Source organism: Kordiimonas laminariae, assembly GCF_023008165.1.
In the GTDB taxonomy this organism is placed as follows: domain Bacteria; phylum Pseudomonadota; class Alphaproteobacteria; order Sphingomonadales; family Kordiimonadaceae; genus Kordiimonas; species Kordiimonas laminariae.
The window spans coordinates 203,031-224,492 of sequence record NZ_JAKQZA010000004.1; the positions used below are offsets into that span (position 1 = coordinate 203,031).

Sequence of the window (21,462 nt, forward strand, 5' to 3'; positions counted from 1 at the left end):
GATGGATTATAAAATTAATAATAACGGCGGTAGTGCAACGGTAGTTTTTTCTGGCGATATTACGTTTTCAGAAAATGTAAGTTTCCGCCAACTGTTGAAAGATATTGCTGAACAGCAAGTCGAGAGCTGTGTTTTTGATCTTTCTTCAGTAGATATGGTGGATTCCGCAGGCCTTGGTATGTTTTTGATTGCCCGCGAGCAAGCAGAAACAGCCGGGTGGAAGCTTTCCGTATCTGGTGCACAAGGCCATGTTGCAAGCATGTTAAAGCTTACAAAGCTATCTGATTTACTTGATGGTTAAGCTTTTGGAATTTTGCAGCTTGGTAAGTGTGTATGAATAGCTCTGAAAATAGCTCGGTCAGCGGTAATGATCGTGACCAGGAGTTGGTTGCAGGCGTAAAAGCCGCAAAAATCCTTATTATTGATGATATGGCACTGATGAGAAAAATCATCGGTGTCTGCCTTACTCGCGGAGGGTATGAGAACCTTCTTTATGCGGAAGATGGTGAAGAAGCTCTTCAAATGGTGGAAGAGCATAATCCAGATATCCTTATTCTCGATTTGAATATGCCGAAGGTGAATGGCTATGAAGTATGCCATGCACTTCGAGCAAATGAGAAATATAAAAGCCTACCAATTCTAGTGCAGTCTGCTTCTGAAACTGATGAAGAGAGAGTGCAGGTTTTTGCTTCTGGTGCTACAGACTTCGTTTCCAAACCTATCAACCAGCCAGAATTGCTTGCACGAGTGCAAATGCATCTCGAGAATAAGTTAATGATCCATAGCCTTTCAGATTTCCGAAAACGCATGGAAACAGAATTGGTTATGGCACGCGAAATGCAGCAATCTTTGCTGCCTGAACGGCCTGTTATCAAAGAAATTGAAAAACGTACCAACGCCACAATTGAGAGCTTTTATCGAGCTTCTTTTGAATTGGGCGGCGATCTTTGGGGATGTTGGGAACTGCCCGATAATAAAATTGGCATCTATGTTCTCGATATTACAGGACACGGTGTGGGCTCGGCTCTTAATACCTTCAGGGTGCATGCTACAATGGCGCGTTTCAAACGCTCAAAGAATGATCCTGCTGCCTTTTTAACTGATTTGAACCGCGTTCTGCAGCCAAGTTTCCCGCTGGGGCAGTTTGCGACCATGTTTTACGGCGTGCTTGATTGTGCCACTCATGAATTGACGTATGCAGGCGCAGGTGCGCCAAGACCAATGGTTATATCTGGTGATGATGTTCGTTTGCTGGACAGTAGCGGTTACCCGGTTGGGATTGCGCGGAAGCCTGAATATGTAAATCTCAAAGATAAACTGCTGCCCGGCGAAAGTCTTTTCTGTTATTCAGATGTGCTAGTTGAGGCTCCTCAGGAGGAGGGCGGCTTCCTAGGTGAAGAAGGATTGGTTTCCTGGGTTAAAGAACTTTCTAAGGAAGTTGAACGACCTAAATTGGTGTCACGTTTGCTCAAACGTTTCTTTTCTGTTCAATCTGATTTGCTACCTGATGATTTAACAGCGGTGGCGATACACAGAAAGGATGTTGATGAATAGTTTGGGGGTCACTAGCCGTAAGCCTTCTGTTGCGTTCTTCTCTAGTGTCGAGGGGGACTTTACGGAACTTTCTGCTGAGCTTAATGTGGATAAGTATCAGGTTATCGAGATATCTGATCTTATCGAACTGAAAAAAGTTGCTCATGATAAATCCTGCAATTTGAGCGCTCTGGTTTTCTCAACAGCCCAAGGGATTGAGGAAGCGGAAAAGATTATTGAGCAGCTGGACCTCAATTATATGGAAATTGGTGGGCCTGTTATTGCTGCCGTAAGAGAAGAAGAGCAGCAAAATGAAGAGGCTCTTTTAAATCTGGGGGTTACAAAGGTGTTCCAGCGCAGGCTGGGTATTGAAGCTCTCAATCTAGTACTTTCCATTGAGATCGATGAATTCGAACGCATTTGTAAATTGCGAGAAGAGCTGCAGCGCCGTGCCTCTGCTATTGGGCAAATTGTTGATGGCACTTTCCGGTTTAAAACCCGCCGTGAAGCACAGAATTTGGCAACGATGCTTTCGCTTACCTGCCCGAATCCTATGCCTATTGCGATAGGCCTAACGGAATTGTTGATCAATAGCGTTGAACATGGCTGCTTAGGTATTGGGCACGATGAAAAAGGTGCACTTATTGAAACAGGCACATTGGCGGACGAAATTGATCGCCGCCGAGCCAGCCCAGAATATTGTGATAAATGCGTTGTTGTTAAGTTCGAGCGTAAGCAGAATTGTTTGATTTTTGACGTGTCGGATGATGGTGACGGGTTTGATTACAAATCCTATATCGCGGCTGATAAAGGGCACCTTAAAAAGCATGGACGCGGTATTATGATGGCTAAGGGCTGCTTTGAAGAACTGGAATATTTTGGTAACGGAAATCGTGTGCGCGCAGTACACCGTTTTGGGTATTAATCCCCTGAAAATTTATGCTTGTCTCGTTGAAGTTCCTCTGCAATGAAATCATAAACTGCTCTTATCCTTGCGCTCCGGCGTAGATCAGAGTGGCAAACCAGCCAAATATCAGCATTAAATACTACAAAACCATCAAACAAACGCACTAAATTGGGGTCATCATGGGCGACAAACCAACTGCATGCCCCAACCCCTAATCCTTTTTGAACAGCAGCTGATAAGGCAACAAGGCTATTTGCGCGAATAGCGGGGGTAAGAGCAGGGCGATCCGTTGCAACTCTGCCCTTGCTTGTGCGAGCCATAATAAATTCATCTGGCATGATGTTTTCGTGATGCTTCAGGTCACTCAAAACCTCTGGCTTACCGTGCTCAGCAATATAGTCTTTGCTGGCATAATAACTGTAATTCAGTGTGACTGTTTTTTTGGCGATCAGATCATTTTGCTGCGGCCGGAACATACGGAGCGCGATATCTGCTTCTCTGCGTAAAAGATCTGTCGCTTCATTATCAATTTTAATTTCAATGGATATACCCGGATACGCTTTCCTGAGTTTCTTTGCTGTTTTCAAAAGCCACTCAACGCCAATAATTTCAATGCAGGAAATGACGACGGTGCCCTTAAGGCTGCTATCATGGCCGGTAATTAGCCGCTCTGCTGCATGTATGTCATCTCGCATATGTCTGGCGTGCTCAATAAGCTCTTCGCCAAGTGCTGTCAGTTCAAGGCCATTCCGATTTCGTGCAAATAGATCGGCAGTGGAGTTTTCTTCCAGCGTGGCCAGCCTTCTTGATAGAGTGGGTTGGCTTACTTTCAATTTTCTGGCCGCAGCCGAGAGGCTGCCTTCTTCTGCGATTGCCAGAAAATATTTCAGATCATCCCAGTTTAACATGTTTCCCGCCTTTGAAATTTTATATCTATTCAAAAATGAATATTTAATATTATAATTTCAACAGTTTTATTCACAAATGTTGATATTATTTTTGTTCTGTCACTCGCATCTCCCCATTCGCGAGTTTGTAAGGCAGGAGAGAAAAATGAATACCACCCTTAAATCTATCTTGGTTGCAACATCGCTAGTTCTATCATTTGGCGCCGTTGCTGCTGATAACATTAAAACGTTACATATTCGGGAAAATCATCAGTTCTCAAAGGGGCAAAATGCCCTTCAGGCTGGTGAATTAACTAAAGCACGGAGTTATTTTAAGCGTGCGCTTAGGTCCAACTTGGCCCTGAACTATCAGGTTGCGGCCTATAATAATCTTTGTGCCATTGGATATGCGACAGGTAGCCATGATGAAGCACTGAAGGCTTGTATAAATGTGTTAAAGCTTGACCGTAATTTTTGGCAGGCCCATGTAAATATGGGCAATATCTACAAAGCAGCAGGTGATTTGGAAGCGGCGGAAACGGCTTATAAATCAGCACATGCTATTAATCCAACTAGTCAGACTATACAAACCGCCCTATCTTCCCTTCAAGATACTCGAACAAAACAGTTTTCGGAGAATAGATAAATGACTGAGGCTCTCTTTTACCCTATGGCTGCGCAGGCCTTTCTGATTTTTGCAGTCGTCATTCTTCTGGCAAAACGGCGCTTTACCGCTATTGCCAGACAAGAAAGTGATTTGAAATATTTCAAGTTCTTTCAGGGTTCTGGAGAGCCTGAACATGTAACTGCTGTACAGCGTAATATGATCAACCAGTTTGAAATGCCGATGCTGTTTTTCTTCGGTTGTTTGGCGGCAACGGTTTTTGGACGTGTTGATGATGTGTTGTGGGCAGCAAGCTGGGTATATGTTGGGCTGCGCGGCCTTCACGTAATGGTCCATGCAGGCTCTAATAACGTGAAGCTCAGAGCCCTTGTATGGATGCTTAGTAACTTTGCTTTGCTATTCTTCTGGGTTTGGATGGTGCTTTAGGCTTGAGGGACAGGGAAGCCACCTGCCTGAGAAACTGCTGATGGAGCAGGGCGTCCCAGGATGGTTTCAATCCATTTTGCCAGCTCAATCACCTTATCCAGTTCAATACCTGTTTGAACACCGGATTGGGATAGAAGATACAGTAAATCTTCTGTCCCGATATTACCTGTAGCGCGCGGTGCAAACGGACACCCGCCAAGACCCGCAACAGAGCTATCAAGCACGGTGGCACCGCCTTTGTAGGCTGCCCATGCATTAGCTATCCCCGTGTTGCGTGTATTGTGGAAGTGGGCTCTGAGCGGAATGTGCGGCACTGCATCTTTGATGCTTGCGAGTATATCTTCCACCTGATTTGGTATGCCTACGCCGATTGTATCAGCAATAGCGATTTCGCGTGGTTCAAACTCTGCGAGCTCTTTGGCCATATCGAGTACCGTGGAAGCTTGAACCTTACCTTCAAAAGGGCAGCCAAAGGCTGTAGAAACTGTAACCTGTGCACCAACGCCATCATTTTTTGCAAGCTTCATAATGGCGCCAGCTTCCTGAATAGTTTCAGCGCGGTTTTGCCCTTGGTTCTTTTGTCCGAATGTATCTGACGCTGTCACTACACAGCCTACTTCATCAACGCCGCGTTTGTTGCCTTCACGTGTTGCGAGGGCGCGAAGATAGCCTCGTTTGTTAAGTACGAGGCCGATGTATTCGATATCAGGGTTATCAGGGAGATCGGCAATAACAGCTTCAGCGTCCGCCATTTGGGGAACAAGTTTTGGATGTACAAAGCTTGCTACTTCAAGTCGGCGGATACCTGCATCAACCGCTTTGTTGATGAGGTTTACTTTATGCTCGGTAGAAAAATGAACTTTTTCGTTTTGCAAGCCATCACGAGCGCCAACTTCAACAATTTCAATGGTTTTCATACTGACAATCCTTTTAACAACATGGCCTTTCCCTACCATAAAATTTAATTTTCAGAAATATTTCGAAAAAAAATTGTAAGCTTTTTTTATAGTCGCTGACTTTAAGGGGGACACTTTAATGGCGAGGAGCATTAAGTTGAAGTTTATAACTCGAGGTACGACAGCGAGCCTTTTGGCCTTTGCAGCGCTAACGCCTGTAACAGCCCAGGAGGCTCAACAACATAAGAAATTGCAGATGGAGCCATGCTTCGTCAGCGGAATTACCCGCGGAACCAAGTGTGGCACGATCGAACTGCCAGTGAACTATAACCAGCCAAATGGTGAGACAGTATCTATTCATGTTGCAATTGCGGAAGTACGCAACACGGAAAAAGAAGCTGATCCACTCTTTATTCTTGCAGGTGGCCCGGGGCAGGCTGCTGGAGAATATGGCGCGCTCGTAAAGCTGGCTTTTTCTGGTATCAGAGAAAAACGAGATATCGTAATGATCGATCAGCGCGGTACAGGCAAGTCATATGGCATGAACTGCGAGATGGATGAAAATGTTACTTCCATGGATGAAACGCTTGAGGAACTTGGCAAGTGTCATGCGGGAATGAAGTTGGATACGCGACAATTCTCTATGGAAAATGTGCTCCGCGATATGGATACCATTCGTGAAGAACTAGGATACGATAAAATCAACCTGTGGGGCGCTTCTTGGGGTACTCGTACGGCTGATGCGTATATCAAGCAATATCCGCAGCATGTGCGTAGCATGGTATTGGACGGCATTCTTCCATCTGATATAGCGCTCTTTGAAACTGCTCCCAAAAGTGCACAACGTGCGCTCGAGAAAATTATCGAAGAGTGTGAAGCTCAAAGTAGCTGCAATGAAGAGTTTCCAAATTTCCGGGCTCAGGTATTTGACCTGATGGAAAAGGCCGCGAATGGTGAACTGCACTATAAAGGGTTAAACCCGATTTCTGGCAAAATGATTGATATGCAGGTTGAGCTTACAATGGCGGTTGAAAGCCTGCGGTCTGTTATGTACCGAGCTGATGGCACAACGCTGTTGCCATTCGTTGTAAATGAGGCTTCTAACGGAAACATTTTCCCAATGTTGTCCCCTCTCTTCGGCAGCGGCGGCGGTGGTATGTATATCGGGGCTACCCTTTCCATGCTTTGTGGCGATGAAGTTTCCCGCGTAACACCAGAAGAAGCGAAAGCGGCTGGTGAAGGTAGTTTTGCTAGAGATAGCTATTACGGCGTATGGTCTCAGATGTGTACCAAGTGGAATTATGAAGTGCCAACATGGGATTATAAAACTCCGGTAGATACAGATATCCCAACGCTGGTTCTCTCTGGTAACCTCGATCCAATCACACCTCCTGAGTTCGGTGACCACTATATGAAAGGTGTTTCAAACGGGCGCCATATTGTGGTTCAGGGAACTGGCCACAACGCGAGCTTTACTGCTTGTATGCCGGAACTTATGACTGAATTTATAACCACTCTTGATGCGGAAGCGCTTGATACAAGCTGTCTGGATCATTTGAAGCGTATGCCGATTATCATCGGTGCAAACGGCAACGTGAAGTAGGGGGAAGACTTATGATTTCTGTTGAAAATATTTCTAAATCCTACGGTGACGTACAAGCTGTGAAAGGCATGACGTTTCAAGCGCAGGATGCTCAGATAACTACACTGTTAGGGGCGAATGGTTCAGGTAAAACAACTACACTTCGTTCTATTTCAGGTTTGTTGAAGCAGGACGGTGGTGCCGTGAAAGTAGATGGTATTGATGTAAAGCAAGATACCATTGCAGCACAAAGACGCCTCGGTGTATTCCCTGATAGTTTTGGCCTTTATACACGCCTCACCACGCGTGAGCATATGGAATACTTTGCTGAGCTTCATGGTCTTCACGGTTCTGCATTAGACGCTGCTGTATCTGAAGTTTCCGAGCGTCTTAACCTTGAGGATATTCTGGACCGACGTACTGAAGGTTTCAGCCAAGGGCAGCGTATGAAGGTGGCTCTATCGCGGGCAATTATGCATAAACCACAGAATATTGTACTTGATGAACCAACACGTGGTCTGGATGTGATGAATATCCGCTTGCTGCGCCATATTCTTCAGGAACTTAAAGATGCTGGGCACTGTGTACTTCTTTCCAGCCACGTTATGGCAGAGGTAGAAATTCTTTCTGACCATGTGGTGATGATGGCCGACGGTGTTGTATGCGCCGAAGGTAGCCCTCTGGAACTGATTTCAAAATCAGGCCAGCCAAATCTTGAGGAAGCATTTGTTGTTCTAACAGGTCAAAAAGACCATCAGGAAAGGAATGTAGCATGATCGCTCAGGCCTTAGCAGTTTATAAAAAAGAGATGCGGGATATGTTGCGCGATCGTCGTATGTTGATCGCAGCCTTTTCCTTTGCCCTTCTTGGGCCAGCTTTTATGGGTTTTATTGCCTTCCTTACAAAGGAAGATGATCCAGTTGAAGTGAAGATTACCGCTGCAGTTAGTTATATGGAACAAGCACCTGGTTTGGTTGCTTTTATGGAACGGGAAGGGCTTGTTGTTTCCCCATATACTGGCGACAAAGTCGGTGAAGCCTTACCTGAGGGCGCTGATGCTCTTGTGATGTTACCATCAACATATGCTGAAGATTTGAAATCGGGTAATCCTGTTTCAGTTCAGGTGTTTACAGATGAAAGTTCACGTAAAGGACTTGAACGTGGCCGTACGATTATGGGCCTTGTTGAGGGATATAACAGTTATCTAACTGTTCACCGGATGACAGCGCGCGGTATACCGACTTCGCTACTAACATCCGTGGTGCCTTCGCGTCATGATATCTCGGAAAAGCATCTGGCAGTGCAGTTGCTTGGTGATGGTTTGGCGATGATGTTTATTCTGGCAACATTCGTAGGCGGCTTATCTGTGGCTGTTGATACCCTTGCGGGGGAACGCGAGCGCCATAGCATGCAGCCACTATTAGCACAGCCTGTTACTTCTATGGCCGTTATACTTGGTAAACTTGGGATGGTGTCCAGCTTTAGTATCATTGGTACAGTGTTAATGGTGACAACAACAATGACGACTATGTCATTCATCCCTGCGGAAATGTTACCTCTTTCCATCTACATTGATGCATCAACAATCACTCTTTTGCTGATGCAGCTTATTCCGTTTGCGATTTTCATTGCAGCTTGTCAGCTCTTTATCAGCATTCAGGTGAAGAGCTTCAAAGAAGGACAGAGTTATATCTCGATGTTCATGTTTGTGCCGATGTTTGTGGCTTATCTTAAGATATATGGCAGTGCTAAACTGCCACCAGTTGCGAACTATTTCCCGGTGATGACTGATATGGAAAGCATTAGCAGCCTGTTGTTCACTGGTGAATTTGCAGCGACTAACTTCTTTATCTCAGTTGCAATTAGTGTTGTAGGAGCATTGGTGCTTACGTGGTTTACATCGCGTAAACTGCAGAGCGAAGTACTCTTGGACGCAGCGTAAAATAATAAAAAGCCAGTTACCTGTTGTAGCTGGCTTTTCTTTTCTGGTAGATGCAGTTTTATATTCTATCACTGCTTGGATGTGTATTTAAGATATGAATTTCAAAGGGATACTTCAGGAGCATAGCGCTATGCTTGGCCGTATCGTCTCATCTTATGAGGCTGATAAGGCTTTGCAACAGGAGCTTATGCAGGAAGTATCATTGGCGCTTTGGCAAGCGCTACCAAAATTCAAAGGCGAGGGAAGCATGAAGGGATATATTGCCCGTATTGCTCAGAACCGCTGTATTTCACATGTAAGTAAAGCCGTAAAACAGCCGAAAAGCGCTGAACTTGATACGAATATCCCGTGTGGGAGCGCCTCTATTGTTGAAACTCTTGAGAAAGACCAGCAGCGCCGATTGCTTCTGAATGCCGTGCGGCAACTACCTCTTTCACTCAGAGAGGTTACGACACTTGCTCTTGAAGGGTTCTCTCACCGGGAAATCGGTGAGGCACTGAATATCAGTGAAAATAACGCGATGGTGCGTTTCAGTCGTGCGAAGGCCGAGTTGAAGAAAGCTTTGGCAAGAGGATAGACCATGACAGACAATAATAATGATATGAAACCGATGAACGACGATATGCCAGAGTGGGATGACCTGCAGGAGATGTGGCAGGAACAAAGCCCTGATATTGATATGGGTAAACTAGCTCGTAACGCTCGCTTTGTATGGTGGCGTATGCGTTTCAATTTCATTACTGAGGTTGCAGCTTGTATCTTTGGTTTGGCTGTTTTCGCTACCTTCTTTGATATCAACTCTCTTGCGACTACGCTGTTTGCCATCTTTGGGGTCAGCTTCTGTATTATAAGCTTGTGGGGCGCAGTTTATATCCGCCGTGGTGCTTGGGGTAAGCCTGACGATACGGCGCTTTCTCTTCTCAAATTACAGGTTGCAAGAGCAGAATCTGCGATTAGGTATATTGTTGTAAACAAATATATGAGCTACGGCTCAATAGTGATATTGGCTCTCGGTTATTGGGTCATATATGAAGAACACGGCACGCTTCTGCCCACTGGTAATGATCCTTTCAAGTACTTCTTTCACGGCGTATTGATCGGCCTTGGTATTACAGCCCTGTTATACCCGGTTTTCGGTGGGTTTTATATTCGTAAAAAAGAAGCGTTGATCGCTGAACTTCAAGCACGCATAGATGAACTTACTGAGCTCACCTAAACTTTCTTACCTCTAATGGTTTGCCGCACCATATAGCGTATCGGGTGCAAGCGTTCCTGCACCGGAATAGGCATAGGAACTGGATCCCCGCATATCAGTGCCGCAAGATATTCAGCAGCCAGTGGTGCTTGCTGATATCCTTTAGAACCAAATCCCGTCATAACATAGAGACCCTCTTGATATGGTATTTGGCCCTCTATTTTCGCCTTTGATGTTTTAGCGAGCGGTTCAATAAGGTTTTTTGCTGCATCCCAATCTGGTACAGGGCCGATGAAGGGCAGATAATCTGGAGATGTCGCTCGCAAGCTCTTCCAGGGTTTTGTTGAGGGGGCCGGATCGAAGGTTATACCGGTATTATCTTTTAATTTTTCAAAGATTGCAGCTGTGCTCTCATCGCTTGAGGTCAAGCTAGTACTTGCTTCAAAGGTAGATCCAATGGTTTGCGCCCCAGTGATCGGTGCAGTCACATATCCGCCAAACGCTGTGCTGGTTTGGGGCAGGGCATTATCTTGGTCTACCACCTCAATTTGTCCGGCCTTGGCTGTTAAACCCAGATGATCGCCTACTAAATCAAAAGCAGGAGTATTTGGTCCTGTTGCCAGAATAACCGCGTCAAATTCATAGGTCTGCTTTGCTGTCTTAAGGAGCCATTTATCTTTTTTTGTAGCATGTTCAACGGTTTCAGTAATAACCCTGATATCATTTGTAAGACTGGAAAGGGCTGTTTTGGTCGATAACGAGCCTGATTTAGGGTATACGAGCGCTTCATCTTCAAGTTTTAACCAGTCCTTGTCCCATCCAAGTTTGTTTGCCAACTGAGAGAGCCTCTCTCGCTCTTCGGTGTCTTTGCTAACTAGTTTTACACCTTTGTTTTCAGCAAATGCCGCCACGTATGGTGGATAGCTGCAGGCATGAATGAAGGCAGAAGTAATGAAGCGTTCGGCAGGTTGTTCTCCAAGCTGAAAAGCAGGAGCCATAATCGCAGCTGGCACGTTGCTGCCAGTTGGTGAGGCATCTTTAAAAAGGGTAACATTACGCCCTTTACGTTGAAGGGCTGAAGCCAATGCTGAACCTGCAATCCCTCCACCAATAATAGCTATTTCACCTTTTGGTGCTGGCTTTGTAGCCTGCATCCAGTGTGCTCGCTTCGGTTCGATCTGCTGAATGTGCTTATCAAAGATGCCGACTAATCTTTCGCGTTTACGGCCGTATCCCTTAGTTTTATCAACTATGAAGCCTCGATCCCTAAGGCCGCGTTTAACGAAACCAGCGGCAGTGAATGTTGCGAATTTTGTGCCCGGTATTGAAAGACGGGCGATCTGATCGAACACATCATCAGACCACATATCAGGGTTTTTAGCCGGGGCAAAACCATCAAGAAACCAGCCGTTAACAGTGGCATCAAGTTCGCTATAACATTTGGCGCTGTCCCCAAACATGAGGAGCAACTCGATTTTTCCGTCTTCAAAATAGCGGTGATGAAACCCTTCAGAAGGTGCGGGCCACGCAGCACAGAGCGCTTGGGAAAACTCTGCAAGCTCAGGGAAGGTAGCATGAGCTTTTCTAAGAGCCTCTTCAGAAAGCGGATATCCTTCTACTGAGATAAAGGTAAGTCTGCCTTTGGCGCCTGAGGCGAGAAAAGCTTTGTAGGTGGCAAGAAAGTTCAAGCCAGTGCCAAATCCTGTTTCTGCGATGACAAAATGCTCAGTATCCATCCATACATCAGGAGCGCCAATACCTTTCAGGAAAACAAAATCAGTTTCTGAAAGGCCATCTTCCTCTGAGTAATAAACATCACCAAACGCTGGAGCCATGGGGGCATTGCCGCGCCATTCCAGAGATGCTTCACTGAGTTTTTTTACCATAACAGACCTCATTTTTGCTTTTTAATACTCGGTCATTGGGCTTTTGTCTGCTTTGAATTAGATAAACAATAAGGAAAATTACCCAGCTATACGCTGGGACTGGAAGGTAAAGGGGGATTGTATGCTGTATTCACTTGAGGGCGTGACACCTGAAATTGCGAAAACTGGGTGGACTGCTCCAACAGCAACAGTGATTGGTAATGTTAGCTTGGCTGAAGAAGCCAGTATTTGGTTCAATTGCACCATCAGAGGCGATAATGATCCGATCAATATCGGCAGCCGAAGCAACATCCAAGATAACAGCGTACTTCACACGGATATTGGTGCACCCATCAATATCGGGGAGGGGGTAACAGTTGGCCATAAAGTAATGCTTCATGGCTGTACGATCGGCGAAAACACTCTAATCGGGATGGGGAGCACGATCCTGAACCACGCAAAAATCGGCGCCAATTCTATTGTCGGTGCCAATAGCTTAGTAACAGAAGGAAAAGAGTTTCCAGAGAATGTTTTAATCGTTGGTAGTCCTGCTCGCGTAGTGCGCGAACTTAAGCCAGAAGAGCTTGAAATGATTAAGAAATCTGCTCATGTCTATGTAGAGAATGCGAAGCGTTTTCAAACAGGGCTGAAAGAAGTGAAGATTTAGCTAGATAGTTCACAAGTTTCGCTTTAAAGGTTAGGTTTGTCTGTACCGTAGTATGCGAGGGGCGTGTGTCCGATATTAATAATTTGCGCCATTTGGAGCTTAAATCTCGGGAAGAGATTGCAAGCAAGATTGGGCGAATAATTGCATCAGATTCATCTGCCTCCGATAAAGAGGCCGCGTTTGAACTCGCGCGTACCTTAGTTGAAGATGCTGCGGTCTCTGTTAGATCCGCTCTTGCTGCGGAACTACGTGTCTGTAATTTCCTGCCCCCTGAATTAGTCTCATCACTCGTTAATGATGTTGATGAAATATCATTGCCGTTTCTTGTGGCGTCAGATGCTATGGATGATGAGTTTCTAGAGGATATTATCCGCAATTGTGGAGATAATGCGCAGGAAGCTGTTGCTACGAGGCAAGGTATTTCTGAGGCAGTCAGTTATGCGATTTGTGATGTCGCTTGTAAATCAGCTGTTGAAATCCTCATGGAAAATGAGACAGCAGAAGTTTCTGAGCGCGGCAGTGAACGTGTTATGGAGCGTTTCCCGGAAGAGCGCAGTTTGTTGGAAAAACTTTCTCAGCGTTCTGATTTGCCAGCCGATTTGGCAGAACGCATTATTTTCAAGGTTTCACGGCAGTTCGGGGAATATCTGGTTAAGAAGTTCCGTATTTCTACAGATTATGCATCCTATTTGGCGTCTATCGTAAATCGGCAGGTGTTTAACCAAACGCTGGAAATGGCCCCGCTTTCAGAGGTGGAAAACTACCTCAAACAATTACGTGGTGAAAATGCGCTGAATTCTGACGTTCTTTTGAATTATATGCAGAGCCGAAATGTGCGACTGTTCACAGCAGCAATAGCGGTATTAATTGATAAGCCCTTTTCAAGCGTAGAACCTGTTCTTGCTCGCGGCGATAAAAAGATAATGGCCCGCCTTTTTGAAACAGCTGGTTTTTCTAAATCTGTTGTTGGTGTGCTGTTGATTGCTTACGAAAGGTTGTTGCGGGGGCACTAAATAATTGGAGTGAGTTTTGACTATTTCCTGCCAGCGCCATCTTTTCGATATTCCTTCTGATATTTGTTACCTTAACGCATCTTACATGACGCCGCTCACCCTTAAGCAGGCGGAAGTGGGCGAGGCTGCCCTCAAACGATGCATGCAGCCCTGGACCGTGAGCCCTCAGGACTTTTTCGATACTGTCCAGCCGGTGAAGGACCTTTCAGCCCGAATGTTTGGGGTTAATCCTGAAGATATGGCTGTTATTCCTTCGGTGAGTTACGGCATCGCAAGCGCCGCGAAAAACATTAAACTGGAAGCCGGACAGAAGATTATCCTTCTCGAACATCAATTTCCCTCAAATGTCTATGAATGGCGTGATTTAGCTGAAGCACAGGAAGCTTCAATTATCACTGTTCCAACACCTGAAAACCATGATTGGACTTCCGCAATTCTTGAGGTGCTTGCTGAAGAAGGAGAGGCTGCTGGTTTGTTGGCGCTCGCAAATGTGCATTGGTCATCTGGCGCTCTTTTCGATCTGAAAGCTATCTCTGTTGAGTGCAGAAAAAATGGTGTTTCGCTTGTGCTGGACCTTACCCAATCAGCAGGCGCAGTCCCAATTAATCTGTCGGAAATTGATCCCGATTTCGCGGTGATTGGTAGCTATAAATGGATGATGGGCCCATATAGCATGGGGGTCATGTATGTACCGCCACGTAACCAGCAAGGCAGGCCGCTTGAACAGAACTGGATCGCCCGTAAAGATAGTGAAAATTTCAGCCAACTTGTTGACTATAAAGATGGGTATCAACCGGGTGCCACGCGGTTTGATATGGGGGAGAAATCCAACTTTATTCTAAGCCCTGTTTATGCAGAAGGTATTCGTCAGCTTCTTGAGTGGGGTGTGGAAAATATCGCAACTTCAATTGATGCGCTGAATATGAAGCTTGCTGCTATTTGTGTAGCTGCCGGATTTGAGCCAATTGAAACAGCATACCGATCACCAAATATTTTGGGAGTTCACGTGGGAAAGCGTGCAGATGAAGTGCTTGGTAAACTTAAAGAAAACAATATTTCGGCTGGTATCCGCGGGGACATGTTGCGCCTTGCTCCACACCTATGGGTGAATGAAAATGACCTCGATCGTTTTGAAAGTGTTTTTAAAAGCTTGAAATAGTCTGTTTCGATCTGAAGCGTTGTTTCAAAATGGCACATATTTCGATTAAAATATCTGTAGTTTTTTGAAACGTGTCTAATTAAGGTATTGATATATATGGTTTTTATTTTTGGCACGCTTAATGCTGTTATATAAGTGTCTTGGAAATCTTTGCCTGAGGTGACAAGACGTGATTTGAAGAGCCTGCTTCCATTTTGCCTGAGTGGAGCAGGCTCGACTTATCAGCGGGCAGGAGCAATCCTGTCCGTTTTTTTATTGCCAAATCCCTGTGCAGTAGAATAGCTTCCCTCGCTCGGGGGAAGTGAAGGAAGTTCCGTGAAAAGAAAACTAATCTACGACAACGGTTTTTTCCGTGGTCTTTTGCATGTGATTGCGAAAGCGTTTCTTAGGGTGACTGGATGGACCGTAATTGGGGAAGCACCAAACGATAAAAAATATGTGGTGATCGCAGGGCCTCACACCAGTAACTGGGATTTCCCTCTCTTTATTGCTGTTGCTGGATATTTAAAGCTTAGGCCTTCTTTCCTTGGAAAAGATAGTTTGTTTAAGGGGCTGCACGGTAGGTTTTTCTACTATATGGGCGGTATCCCTGTTTACAGGGAAGGACCGGAAGCTGCTGATATTGTAGATCAGGCGATAAGAGCTTTTGCTGGTAATGATGAACTGATTTTAGGTATTGCGCCAGAAGGTACCAGGTCAAAGGTAGAAAAGTTAAAATCAGGTTTTTACCGGATTGCAGAAGGGGCTGGGGTGCCTATTCATATGGCCTATCTGGATAGTGAAAAGAAAGAAATTGGTTTTGGTCCGCGGTATGTACCTTCTGGGGATATGGCGAAGGATATGGAAGAAATCTACCAGTTTTACAAAAGCAAACCCGGTGTAAAGCCAAGGAATAACTAAAATAAAGAACCCGGATTCATTATACCTTTTGGATCAATTGCTTGTTTGATTGCTTTCATCATGGAAAGCGCCGTGTTTGATTTGGTTCTGGCCAGTTCTTCCCGTTTAAGTGTGCCAATACCGTGTTCCGCCGAAATAGAACCACCATACTTGATCGTGAGATCATGAATAAGCCTGTTCATTTCTTCCCAGTTGGCTAAATACTCAGCTTTATCAGCGCCTTCCGGCTGCATTACATTAAAGTGGAGGTTTCCGTCCCCTAAATGCCCGAAAGGGGTAGGGCGACAGCTAGGGAAATGTTCCGCAAGCAGGGCTGTGGCTTCCTCAATGAAGGCGGGGATTTTGGAAACTGGTACAGAAATGTCGTGCTTGATACTGCCGCCGACATATTTCTGGGCCTCTGACATGCTTTCTCTGAGTTTCCAGAATGCTGAGGTTTGAGTTTCTGATTGAGCAACAGCACCGTCCTTAATAAGTCCTTGTTCAAAGGCCTTTGCCACCCAGTCATCCATGCTTTCTGTAAGAAGTTTGTCTGCTGCGCTGGTTGCTACTTCCATCAGTACATACCAGTTACATGCTGTATCCAGCGGGTTCTGTGTCCCTTCAATATGCTCAAGGACAAACTCTAACCCTGTATGCGGCAAGATTTCAAAAACGGAAACCCGGTCGCCAGATGCCGTGCGGGCGCTTGAAAACAATGAAAGAGCATCTTGTGGTGTGTTAACACCCAGCCAGAATGTATGTTTCTGCATTTCAGCGGGATATAATTTGAAGGTGATACGGGTGATAACGCCCAAAGTGCCCTCCGCACCGATAAGGAGCTGGTTAAGCGCATAGCCGGTGTTGTCTTTTCTGAGCGATGAAAGATCACTGAAAACCTCACCGTTTGGCAGTACAGCTTCAAGGCCAAGTGTTAATGCACGTGTAGTGCCGTAACGAATAACATGCACACCACCAGCGTTTGTAGATACAATGCCTCCCGCTGTACAGCTTCCCTCGGAGGCGAGTGACAATGGAAACAGAAGTCCGTGTTCTGCTGCCGCTGACTGGATGGCGCTAACGGTTACACCTGCATCAACGGTGACCGAGAAATCTTCAGCATCCACACTGATATGTTTGTTAAGGCGTTTGGTGCTGAGAATAACTTCATTGCGACCTTCAAGGCCTGCAATACCCCCACCAACAAGGCCAGTATTACCGCCTTGCGGTACAATAGCGATGTGGTGTTCATCACAGTAACGAACGATATTTCGTACGTCTTCTGTGCTGGATGGCATCAAGAGGATAGGGGCCTTGCCAATAAATTTATCCCGCCATTCTCTTACATGAGGGTAGATAGCTTCCTGATCTATTGTTGTGCCTTTGGCCCCCAACATATCCGTAAAAGCATCTATATGGCGTTGGTCTAACATCAATTGTTCCTTGGGGCGGCGGCTCGTTCCAGCCGGTCATTAAGGGCAATACCAATACCGTGATTGGGAATGGATGTAACGGCGATAGTTTTTGTATTCTTCGCGTCGGCTTCTCTGAGCATATTAAACAGGTTTCTTGCAGCTTCGGCAAAGTCACCGCTTGGGCTCAGATTAATGTCACAATCTACATCACCAAACCCAATCAATGTCTCGCCTTCTTTTCTTTCTGAAGCATTTAGGCGAACAGCGGAATTAGGGGCATAGTGGCTTTTAAGCTGGCCCGGTGCAGTAATCGTACTGTCTTCCCGGTTATGCACTGCCATGCCCATGGTCTCGGCGATATCTTCAGCCGTTAATGTACCGGGGCGGAGCAGTGTGAGTTTATCACCTTCCACGCCGATGATGGTGGATTCAATGCCCACATTGGTAGAACCTCCATCAATAATCATTGCGATCTTACCACCTAAGCCTTCTTCCACATCTTTTGCTGTGGTTGGTGATAGCTTCCCCGACGGGTTTGCACTTGGTGCGGCGATAGGGCGATCAAGGCTTTCAATGATACCGCGTGTGGTTTCATTATCAGGGCAACGTACTGCTAGAGTAGGTAGTTTGGCGGAAACAGTATCAGAAATACCGTTTTCATCACGGCGCGGCAGAACCAGCGTAAGAGGACCCGGCCAATAGTGATTCATCAGTTTTTGTGCATTTTCGTTAACGTAAACGTAATGATCAGCCATCTGAATCGAAGAAACATGGCAAATAAGAGGATTACTTGAAGGTCTGCCTTTTGCGGTATAAATTTGCTGCACCGCAATATCATTGAGAGCATCTGCCGCTACGCCGTAAACAGTTTCGGTGGGAATAGCCACCAATTCACCAGCAATTAATTGTTCGACAGCGCGCGAAATCGCCCCATCTTCACTGGAGAATACGACTTGAGTTTTCTTTGTTGCCATGCACAAATCTCAACTGAGGGACAAGGATTACATCAATTCTAACGGCCACAGAGCCGGATACAGGTTTATTATGCTGATAGGCCAGCTGTAAAGGGCTGGCAATGCCTTTGTAGGAAGTTTGCACATGAGCGAATATCGCGCACCACTTGAAGAAATCACTTTTGCTCTGGAAACTGCTGGTGGAATGGCTGACTGGACAAGCCTTCCTGGCTGTGAAGAAGCGGGGCCTGAACTAGCCTCTGCAGTTCTTGAGGAAGCAGGAAAACTGGCATCAGAAGTTATCTCGCCCACAAACAAGGTCGGTGATCTTGAAGGTGCTGTTCTGCAGGATGATGGTACAGTAAAAACACCAGATGTCTTCAAACCAATGCAACAGTCATTTGTTGAAGGTGGATGGCCGACACTTGCTGCAAATCCTGCATTTGGTGGGCAGGGGCTTCCGAATGCTCTCGCTATTGCTGTTACTGAAATGATGACATCTGCAAACATGGCCTATAGCCTTCAGCAGATGCTGACGAGCGGTGCGATTGAAGCCATTGAAGCACATGCCACTGCTGAACAGTGTGAAAAATACCTTCCCAAAATGGTGTCTGGCGAATGGACGGGTGCCATGAACCTTACTGAACCAAGTGCAGGTTCTGATGTAGGGGCTCTAAGAAGTAAGGCAGAGCGCCTGCCTGATGGCTCATATAAAGTTAAAGGCCAGAAAATTTTCATTACATGGGGTGATCATGATCTAGCAGAAAACGTGATCCATCTCGTGCTCGCACGGTTACCGGATTCGCCTGCTGGCACTAAAGGCATTTCTATGTTCCTTGTACCTAAATTCCATGTAAATGACGACGGTAGCCTTGGCGAACGTAATGATGTGAAGGTTGCAAGTCTTGAGCATAAGCTCGGCATCCATGCAAGCCCAACATGTGTGATGGCTTTTGGCGAAGAAGATAATTGTATCGGCTATCTGGTTGGTGAAGAAAATCAAGGCATGCGCAATATGTTCACCATGATGAACCATGCGCGTATTCAGGTTGGCCTTGAAGGTGTTGCTATTTCAGAGCGCGCTTATCAGCAAGCAGTTTGGTATGCGAACGACCGTGTTCAGTCAGCAGCGATTGGATCACCCTCTCGCGAGCCGGTCACTATTATCCACCATCCGGATGTTCGCCGTATGCTGATGACTATGCGCGCGCAAACGGAAGCATGCCGAGCTATTGTTTACCGAAATGTTTGGGCGCTGGACCGTGCTCATAAAGCGGAAAGTGAAGAGGAACGCCGCCGAGGTGCTGCTGAAGCGGATTTGCTCACGCCAATTTCCAAAAGTTACTCCACAGATATTGGTGTTGAAATGTCGTCTCTTGGTGTGCAGGTGCATGGCGGCATGGGCTTTGTTGAAGAAACGGGTGCTGCACAGCATTATCGGGATAGCCGGATTGCGCCAATTTATGAAGGTACCAACGGTATTCAAGCGCTTGACCTGGTTGGCCGTAAATTGCGCGCTGATGGTGGTGTGCACTGGCAGGGTCTGATTGCTGAAATGGAAGCATTTATCAGCGCCCTTGGTGGGAAAATGGCAGGCAGTAAAGCTGGCCTTGCTGCTGGTGTGGCAGCGCTTAAGGCTGCGGCTGATGTGCTTGTTGCAAACGGGAATGAAGGCATGGTTGAAACAGCTGCAGCTGCAACACCATATTTGCGCTTGTTTGGCACTGTCCTTGGCGGTTATATGCTCACTAAACAGGCTGTTGAAGCAGAGCGCAGGTTGGATGCCGGGGAAGGTAATCCCCAATTCCTGAATGCGAAGATGACAACAGCGACATTTTTTGTTGAGCAGTTAGTGCCGCAAGCGGTGGCGCTGCTGGAGAATGTGAAAGCGGGTTCTGCATCCATGATGGCAATGGATAACGAAGCATTCGTCCGTAACTAATATTCTAAAATACCGAGGGCCAAGATATATGACCGAACAGGATAATCTGGAGAAACCAGAAGCCAAGGCGCAACAGGTTGCGGACCATAGAACCGCACCACAAACATGGTCGCGTGGTGATGAAAATCTGGATTACCCTTTTGGCGAAGATGTACCTGATGCTGAGAATACCTTTGAAATAGCAAAAGGCGTGCACTGGGCGCGAATACCGCTTCCTTGGTCGCTTGACCATATCAACGTTTATTTGTTCGATGAAGGTGATGGCTGGACTGTTGTAGATACCGGCTCACGCGGTGATCGAGGCAGGGAAGCTTGGGAGCAGCTTGAAAACGGGTTGATGGGCGGCAGGCCAATCAAACGTATCATTGCTACCCACCTGCATCCTGATCATTTGGGGCTGGCAGGCTGGCTTGTTGAACGTCACGGCGCTGAATTCTGTATTACGCAAACTGAATATCTGATGGCACAACATCTGTGGATGAGTGCAAGCAGTGATTTTCCAGACGAAGAAATAGATTTCTTCTTTAAGGCTGGTGTGAACCCCGATCTTGAACAAATGATCCGCTCCGCGGGTTTCGGGAATTTTAAAAAAGGTGTTCACAAACTACCATACCAGTACACACGTCTTGAAGATGGCAGTGAAATCACCATTGGTGGCAGGCGGTGGCGTGTGCTCGTTGGAAGAGGGCACTCGCCGGAGCATGCCTGCCTTCTCTGTATCGATGAACCGTTGATGATCTCTGGTGATCAAATTTTGCCGCAGATTACCTCTAATGTTTCCGTTTACGCTCGTGAGCCTATGGCAAACCCTCTCGGACACTGGATCGCCAGCCTTGAACGAATGAAGCAAATCAAGGCTGACCCTCTGGTAATGCCGTCCCACGGCCCTGTGTTCAGGAACCTGCATAACCGGCTTGATACACTAGTGAACAGCCATATTGGTAAGCTTGAAAAACTGTACGAATGGTGCGCTGAAAGCCGAAGCCCGGTAGATACATTCCCAGCACTTTTTAAACGCAAAATCACTGGGTTTGATTTCTTTATGGCGCTGGGCGAAGCGATTGCGCATTTGCATCTGCTTGAGGCCTTGGGCCTGCTTGAGCGTGACTTTGATGGTAGTGTTTATAGCTTTAAGGCGTCGGGAAACATGGAAGTGACAGATATTGTTGCTGCAACTCTACAGCTTCCCGGTATGGCACTTAGAAAAATTGAAGAAGCTCTCTCTTAATAGCTCCGAAACTGCTTTACTGCATGTGGTGAACAGTCCTATATAGGCATCTGAATATATGGGCCTTTCATAACTATTAGGGGATATAGATGAGCGACGTGCAAATCGGCGGAAAAGCTATTGCAGATCTTTCTTTTGAAGAAGCAATGGGCGCGCTGGAGCAAGTGGTGGCAAAACTGGAATCAGGGAATGCACCGCTGGAGCAATCTATTGACCTTTATACACAAGGCACACAGTTGAAAGCGCACTGCGAAGCAAAGCTCAAGGATGCGCAGGCAAAAATCGAGAAAATCACTCTGGATGAAAATGGCACCGCCGCTGGCACACAGCCATTTGATGTGGAATAGG

22 protein-coding genes are annotated in these 21,462 nt (G+C 46.3%); 17 read left to right on the plus strand and 5 right to left on the minus strand.

Going from position 1 to position 21,462, the window contains the following annotated elements:
• Window position 1: 1 nt before the first annotated feature.
• From MF542_RS09555 to MF542_RS09565, 3 genes are read left to right on the plus strand one after another with little or no spacing between them, the layout of a single operon-like run.
• Window positions 2-301 carry an STAS domain-containing protein gene (locus tag MF542_RS09555; RefSeq protein WP_247018493.1) on the plus strand — a complete coding sequence of 100 codons (300 nt, stop codon included), beginning with the start codon at window positions 2-4 and terminating at the stop codon, window positions 299-301.
• A 32-nt stretch (window positions 302-333) separates the two neighbouring features.
• Window positions 334-1,554: a PP2C family protein-serine/threonine phosphatase gene (locus MF542_RS09560; protein ID WP_247018500.1), complete on the plus strand. Its 1,221-nt coding sequence runs from the start codon at window positions 334-336 to the stop codon at window positions 1,552-1,554.
• Window positions 1,547-2,458, plus strand: coding sequence for an ATP-binding protein (locus MF542_RS09565; RefSeq protein WP_247018502.1), 912 nt, complete (start codon window positions 1,547-1,549; stop codon window positions 2,456-2,458). Before MF542_RS09560 ends, MF542_RS09565 begins: the two co-directional genes overlap by 8 nt.
• On the opposite strand, the gene MF542_RS09570 is transcribed toward MF542_RS09565, so the two are convergent.
• Window positions 2,455-3,348, minus strand: coding sequence for a LysR family transcriptional regulator (locus MF542_RS09570; RefSeq protein WP_247018504.1), 894 nt, complete (start codon window positions 3,346-3,348; stop codon window positions 2,455-2,457). The two genes, MF542_RS09565 and MF542_RS09570, sit on opposite strands and share 4 nt — an antisense overlap.
• Before the next feature lie 145 nt (window positions 3,349-3,493).
• On the opposite strand from MF542_RS09570, the gene MF542_RS09575 reads away from it, so the two are divergent.
• Window positions 3,494-3,973: a tetratricopeptide repeat protein gene (locus tag MF542_RS09575; protein WP_247018506.1), complete on the plus strand. Its 480-nt coding sequence runs from the start codon at window positions 3,494-3,496 to the stop codon at window positions 3,971-3,973.
• Window positions 3,974-4,378: an MAPEG family protein gene (locus tag MF542_RS09580; protein WP_247018508.1), complete on the plus strand. Its 405-nt coding sequence runs from the start codon at window positions 3,974-3,976 to the stop codon at window positions 4,376-4,378. It abuts the gene before it with no gap.
• Here the strand turns inward: MF542_RS09580 and MF542_RS09585 are convergent.
• Entirely contained in the window at window positions 4,375-5,295 is a 921-nt protein-coding gene (locus MF542_RS09585; protein WP_247018510.1) for a hydroxymethylglutaryl-CoA lyase, read from the minus strand. The genes MF542_RS09580 and MF542_RS09585 overlap by 4 nt on opposite strands.
• Window positions 5,296-5,431: 136 nt before the next feature.
• Here MF542_RS09585 and MF542_RS09590 point away from each other — a divergent pair, with 136 nt between their 5' ends.
• The 5 genes from MF542_RS09590 to MF542_RS09610 all read left to right on the plus strand — a co-directional run bounded on the left by MF542_RS09590 (window position 5,432) and on the right by MF542_RS09610 (window position 10,014).
• Complete coding sequence (locus tag MF542_RS09590) at window positions 5,432-6,877, plus strand: alpha/beta fold hydrolase (protein WP_247018512.1); 1,446 nt, start codon at window positions 5,432-5,434, stop codon at window positions 6,875-6,877.
• 11 nt (window positions 6,878-6,888) lie between these two features.
• Complete coding sequence (locus MF542_RS09595) at window positions 6,889-7,632, plus strand: ABC transporter ATP-binding protein (protein WP_247018514.1); 744 nt, start codon at window positions 6,889-6,891, stop codon at window positions 7,630-7,632.
• Window positions 7,629-8,798, plus strand: coding sequence for an ABC transporter permease (locus MF542_RS09600; protein WP_247018527.1), 1,170 nt, complete (start codon window positions 7,629-7,631; stop codon window positions 8,796-8,798). The genes MF542_RS09595 and MF542_RS09600 overlap by 4 nt, the downstream gene beginning before the upstream one ends.
• 94 nt (window positions 8,799-8,892) lie before the next feature.
• On the plus strand, window positions 8,893-9,375 hold the full coding sequence (locus MF542_RS09605; RefSeq protein WP_281501618.1) for an RNA polymerase sigma factor: 483 nt from the start codon (window positions 8,893-8,895) through the stop codon (window positions 9,373-9,375).
• A gap of 3 nt (window positions 9,376-9,378) precedes the next feature.
• Window positions 9,379-10,014 carry a hypothetical protein gene (locus tag MF542_RS09610; protein ID WP_247018530.1) on the plus strand — a complete coding sequence of 212 codons (636 nt, stop codon included), beginning with the start codon at window positions 9,379-9,381 and terminating at the stop codon, window positions 10,012-10,014.
• Here MF542_RS09610 and mnmC2 read toward each other — a convergent pair.
• Window positions 10,011-11,879 carry a tRNA (5-methylaminomethyl-2-thiouridine)(34)-methyltransferase MnmC2 gene (mnmC2, locus tag MF542_RS09615; RefSeq protein ID WP_247018532.1) on the minus strand — a complete coding sequence of 623 codons (1,869 nt, stop codon included), beginning with the start codon at window positions 11,877-11,879 and terminating at the stop codon, window positions 10,011-10,013. The genes MF542_RS09610 and mnmC2 overlap by 4 nt on opposite strands.
• 121 nt (window positions 11,880-12,000) lie before the next feature.
• Between mnmC2 and MF542_RS09620 the strand changes: the two genes are divergently transcribed.
• The 4 genes from MF542_RS09620 to MF542_RS09635 all read left to right on the plus strand — a co-directional run bounded on the left by MF542_RS09620 (window position 12,001) and on the right by MF542_RS09635 (window position 15,597).
• Entirely contained in the window at window positions 12,001-12,525 is a 525-nt protein-coding gene (locus tag MF542_RS09620) for a gamma carbonic anhydrase family protein (RefSeq protein ID WP_247018535.1), read from the plus strand.
• Window positions 12,526-12,590: 65 nt separating this feature from the next.
• Entirely contained in the window at window positions 12,591-13,538 is a 948-nt protein-coding gene (locus MF542_RS09625) for a DUF2336 domain-containing protein (RefSeq protein ID WP_247018537.1), read from the plus strand.
• A gap of 16 nt (window positions 13,539-13,554) precedes the next feature.
• Complete coding sequence (locus tag MF542_RS09630; protein ID WP_247018539.1) at window positions 13,555-14,697, plus strand: aminotransferase class V-fold PLP-dependent enzyme; 1,143 nt, start codon at window positions 13,555-13,557, stop codon at window positions 14,695-14,697.
• A 315-nt stretch (window positions 14,698-15,012) separates the two neighbouring features.
• A complete protein-coding gene (locus MF542_RS09635; protein ID WP_247018541.1) occupies window positions 15,013-15,597 on the plus strand; it encodes a lysophospholipid acyltransferase family protein in 585 nt (194 codons plus the stop codon).
• On the opposite strand, the gene MF542_RS09640 is transcribed toward MF542_RS09635, so the two are convergent.
• Window positions 15,594-17,009, minus strand: a complete 1,416-nt coding sequence (locus tag MF542_RS09640) for an FAD-binding oxidoreductase (RefSeq protein ID WP_247018543.1) — start codon at window positions 17,007-17,009, stop codon at window positions 15,594-15,596. The genes MF542_RS09635 and MF542_RS09640 overlap by 4 nt on opposite strands.
• On the minus strand, window positions 17,009-17,965 hold the full coding sequence (locus tag MF542_RS09645) for an L-threonylcarbamoyladenylate synthase (RefSeq protein WP_247018545.1): 957 nt from the start codon (window positions 17,963-17,965) through the stop codon (window positions 17,009-17,011). The genes MF542_RS09640 and MF542_RS09645 overlap by 1 nt, the downstream gene beginning before the upstream one ends.
• A gap of 124 nt (window positions 17,966-18,089) precedes the next feature.
• On the opposite strand from MF542_RS09645, the gene MF542_RS09650 reads away from it, so the two are divergent.
• From MF542_RS09650 to MF542_RS09660, 3 genes are all read left to right on the plus strand, one after another.
• On the plus strand, window positions 18,090-19,886 hold the full coding sequence (locus MF542_RS09650) for an acyl-CoA dehydrogenase family protein (RefSeq protein ID WP_247018547.1): 1,797 nt from the start codon (window positions 18,090-18,092) through the stop codon (window positions 19,884-19,886).
• A gap of 28 nt (window positions 19,887-19,914) precedes the next feature.
• Window positions 19,915-21,114: an MBL fold metallo-hydrolase gene (locus tag MF542_RS09655; RefSeq protein ID WP_247018549.1), complete on the plus strand. Its 1,200-nt coding sequence runs from the start codon at window positions 19,915-19,917 to the stop codon at window positions 21,112-21,114.
• Between the two features lie 89 nt (window positions 21,115-21,203).
• Window positions 21,204-21,461: an exodeoxyribonuclease VII small subunit gene (locus MF542_RS09660; protein WP_247018552.1), complete on the plus strand. Its 258-nt coding sequence runs from the start codon at window positions 21,204-21,206 to the stop codon at window positions 21,459-21,461.
• The last annotated feature ends 1 nt before the right edge of the window (window position 21,462 follow it).

Bases quoted from the DNA above. Each gene is read 5' to 3' on its own strand.
- MF542_RS09620 (WP_247018535.1), top strand. From the start codon at position 12,001: ATGCTGTATTCACTTGAGGGCGTGACACCTGAAATTGCGAAAACTGGG.
- MF542_RS09650 (WP_247018547.1), top strand. From the start codon at position 18,090: ATGAGCGAATATCGCGCACCACTTGAAGAAATCACTTTTGCTCTGGAA.
- mnmC2 (WP_247018532.1), bottom strand. From the start codon at position 11,879: ATGGTAAAAAAACTCAGTGAAGCATCTCTGGAATGGCGCGGCAATGCC.
- MF542_RS09575 (WP_247018506.1), top strand. From the start codon at position 3,494: ATGAATACCACCCTTAAATCTATCTTGGTTGCAACATCGCTAGTTCTA.
- MF542_RS09570 (WP_247018504.1), bottom strand. From the start codon at position 3,348: ATGTTAAACTGGGATGATCTGAAATATTTTCTGGCAATCGCAGAAGAA.
- MF542_RS09560 (WP_247018500.1), top strand. From the start codon at position 334: ATGAATAGCTCTGAAAATAGCTCGGTCAGCGGTAATGATCGTGACCAG.
- MF542_RS09565 (WP_247018502.1), top strand. From the start codon at position 1,547: ATGAATAGTTTGGGGGTCACTAGCCGTAAGCCTTCTGTTGCGTTCTTC.
- MF542_RS09600 (WP_247018527.1), top strand. From the start codon at position 7,629: ATGATCGCTCAGGCCTTAGCAGTTTATAAAAAAGAGATGCGGGATATG.
- MF542_RS09555 (WP_247018493.1), top strand. From the start codon at position 2: ATGGATTATAAAATTAATAATAACGGCGGTAGTGCAACGGTAGTTTTT.
- MF542_RS09640 (WP_247018543.1), bottom strand. From the start codon at position 17,009: ATGTTAGACCAACGCCATATAGATGCTTTTACGGATATGTTGGGGGCC.
- MF542_RS09655 (WP_247018549.1), top strand. From the start codon at position 19,915: ATGACCGAACAGGATAATCTGGAGAAACCAGAAGCCAAGGCGCAACAG.
- MF542_RS09660 (WP_247018552.1), top strand. From the start codon at position 21,204: ATGAGCGACGTGCAAATCGGCGGAAAAGCTATTGCAGATCTTTCTTTT.
- MF542_RS09610 (WP_247018530.1), top strand. From the start codon at position 9,379: ATGACAGACAATAATAATGATATGAAACCGATGAACGACGATATGCCA.
- MF542_RS09580 (WP_247018508.1), top strand. From the start codon at position 3,974: ATGACTGAGGCTCTCTTTTACCCTATGGCTGCGCAGGCCTTTCTGATT.
- MF542_RS09645 (WP_247018545.1), bottom strand. From the start codon at position 17,965: ATGGCAACAAAGAAAACTCAAGTCGTATTCTCCAGTGAAGATGGGGCG.
- MF542_RS09605 (WP_281501618.1), top strand. From the start codon at position 8,893: ATGAATTTCAAAGGGATACTTCAGGAGCATAGCGCTATGCTTGGCCGT.
- MF542_RS09595 (WP_247018514.1), top strand. From the start codon at position 6,889: ATGATTTCTGTTGAAAATATTTCTAAATCCTACGGTGACGTACAAGCT.
- MF542_RS09585 (WP_247018510.1), bottom strand. From the start codon at position 5,295: ATGAAAACCATTGAAATTGTTGAAGTTGGCGCTCGTGATGGCTTGCAA.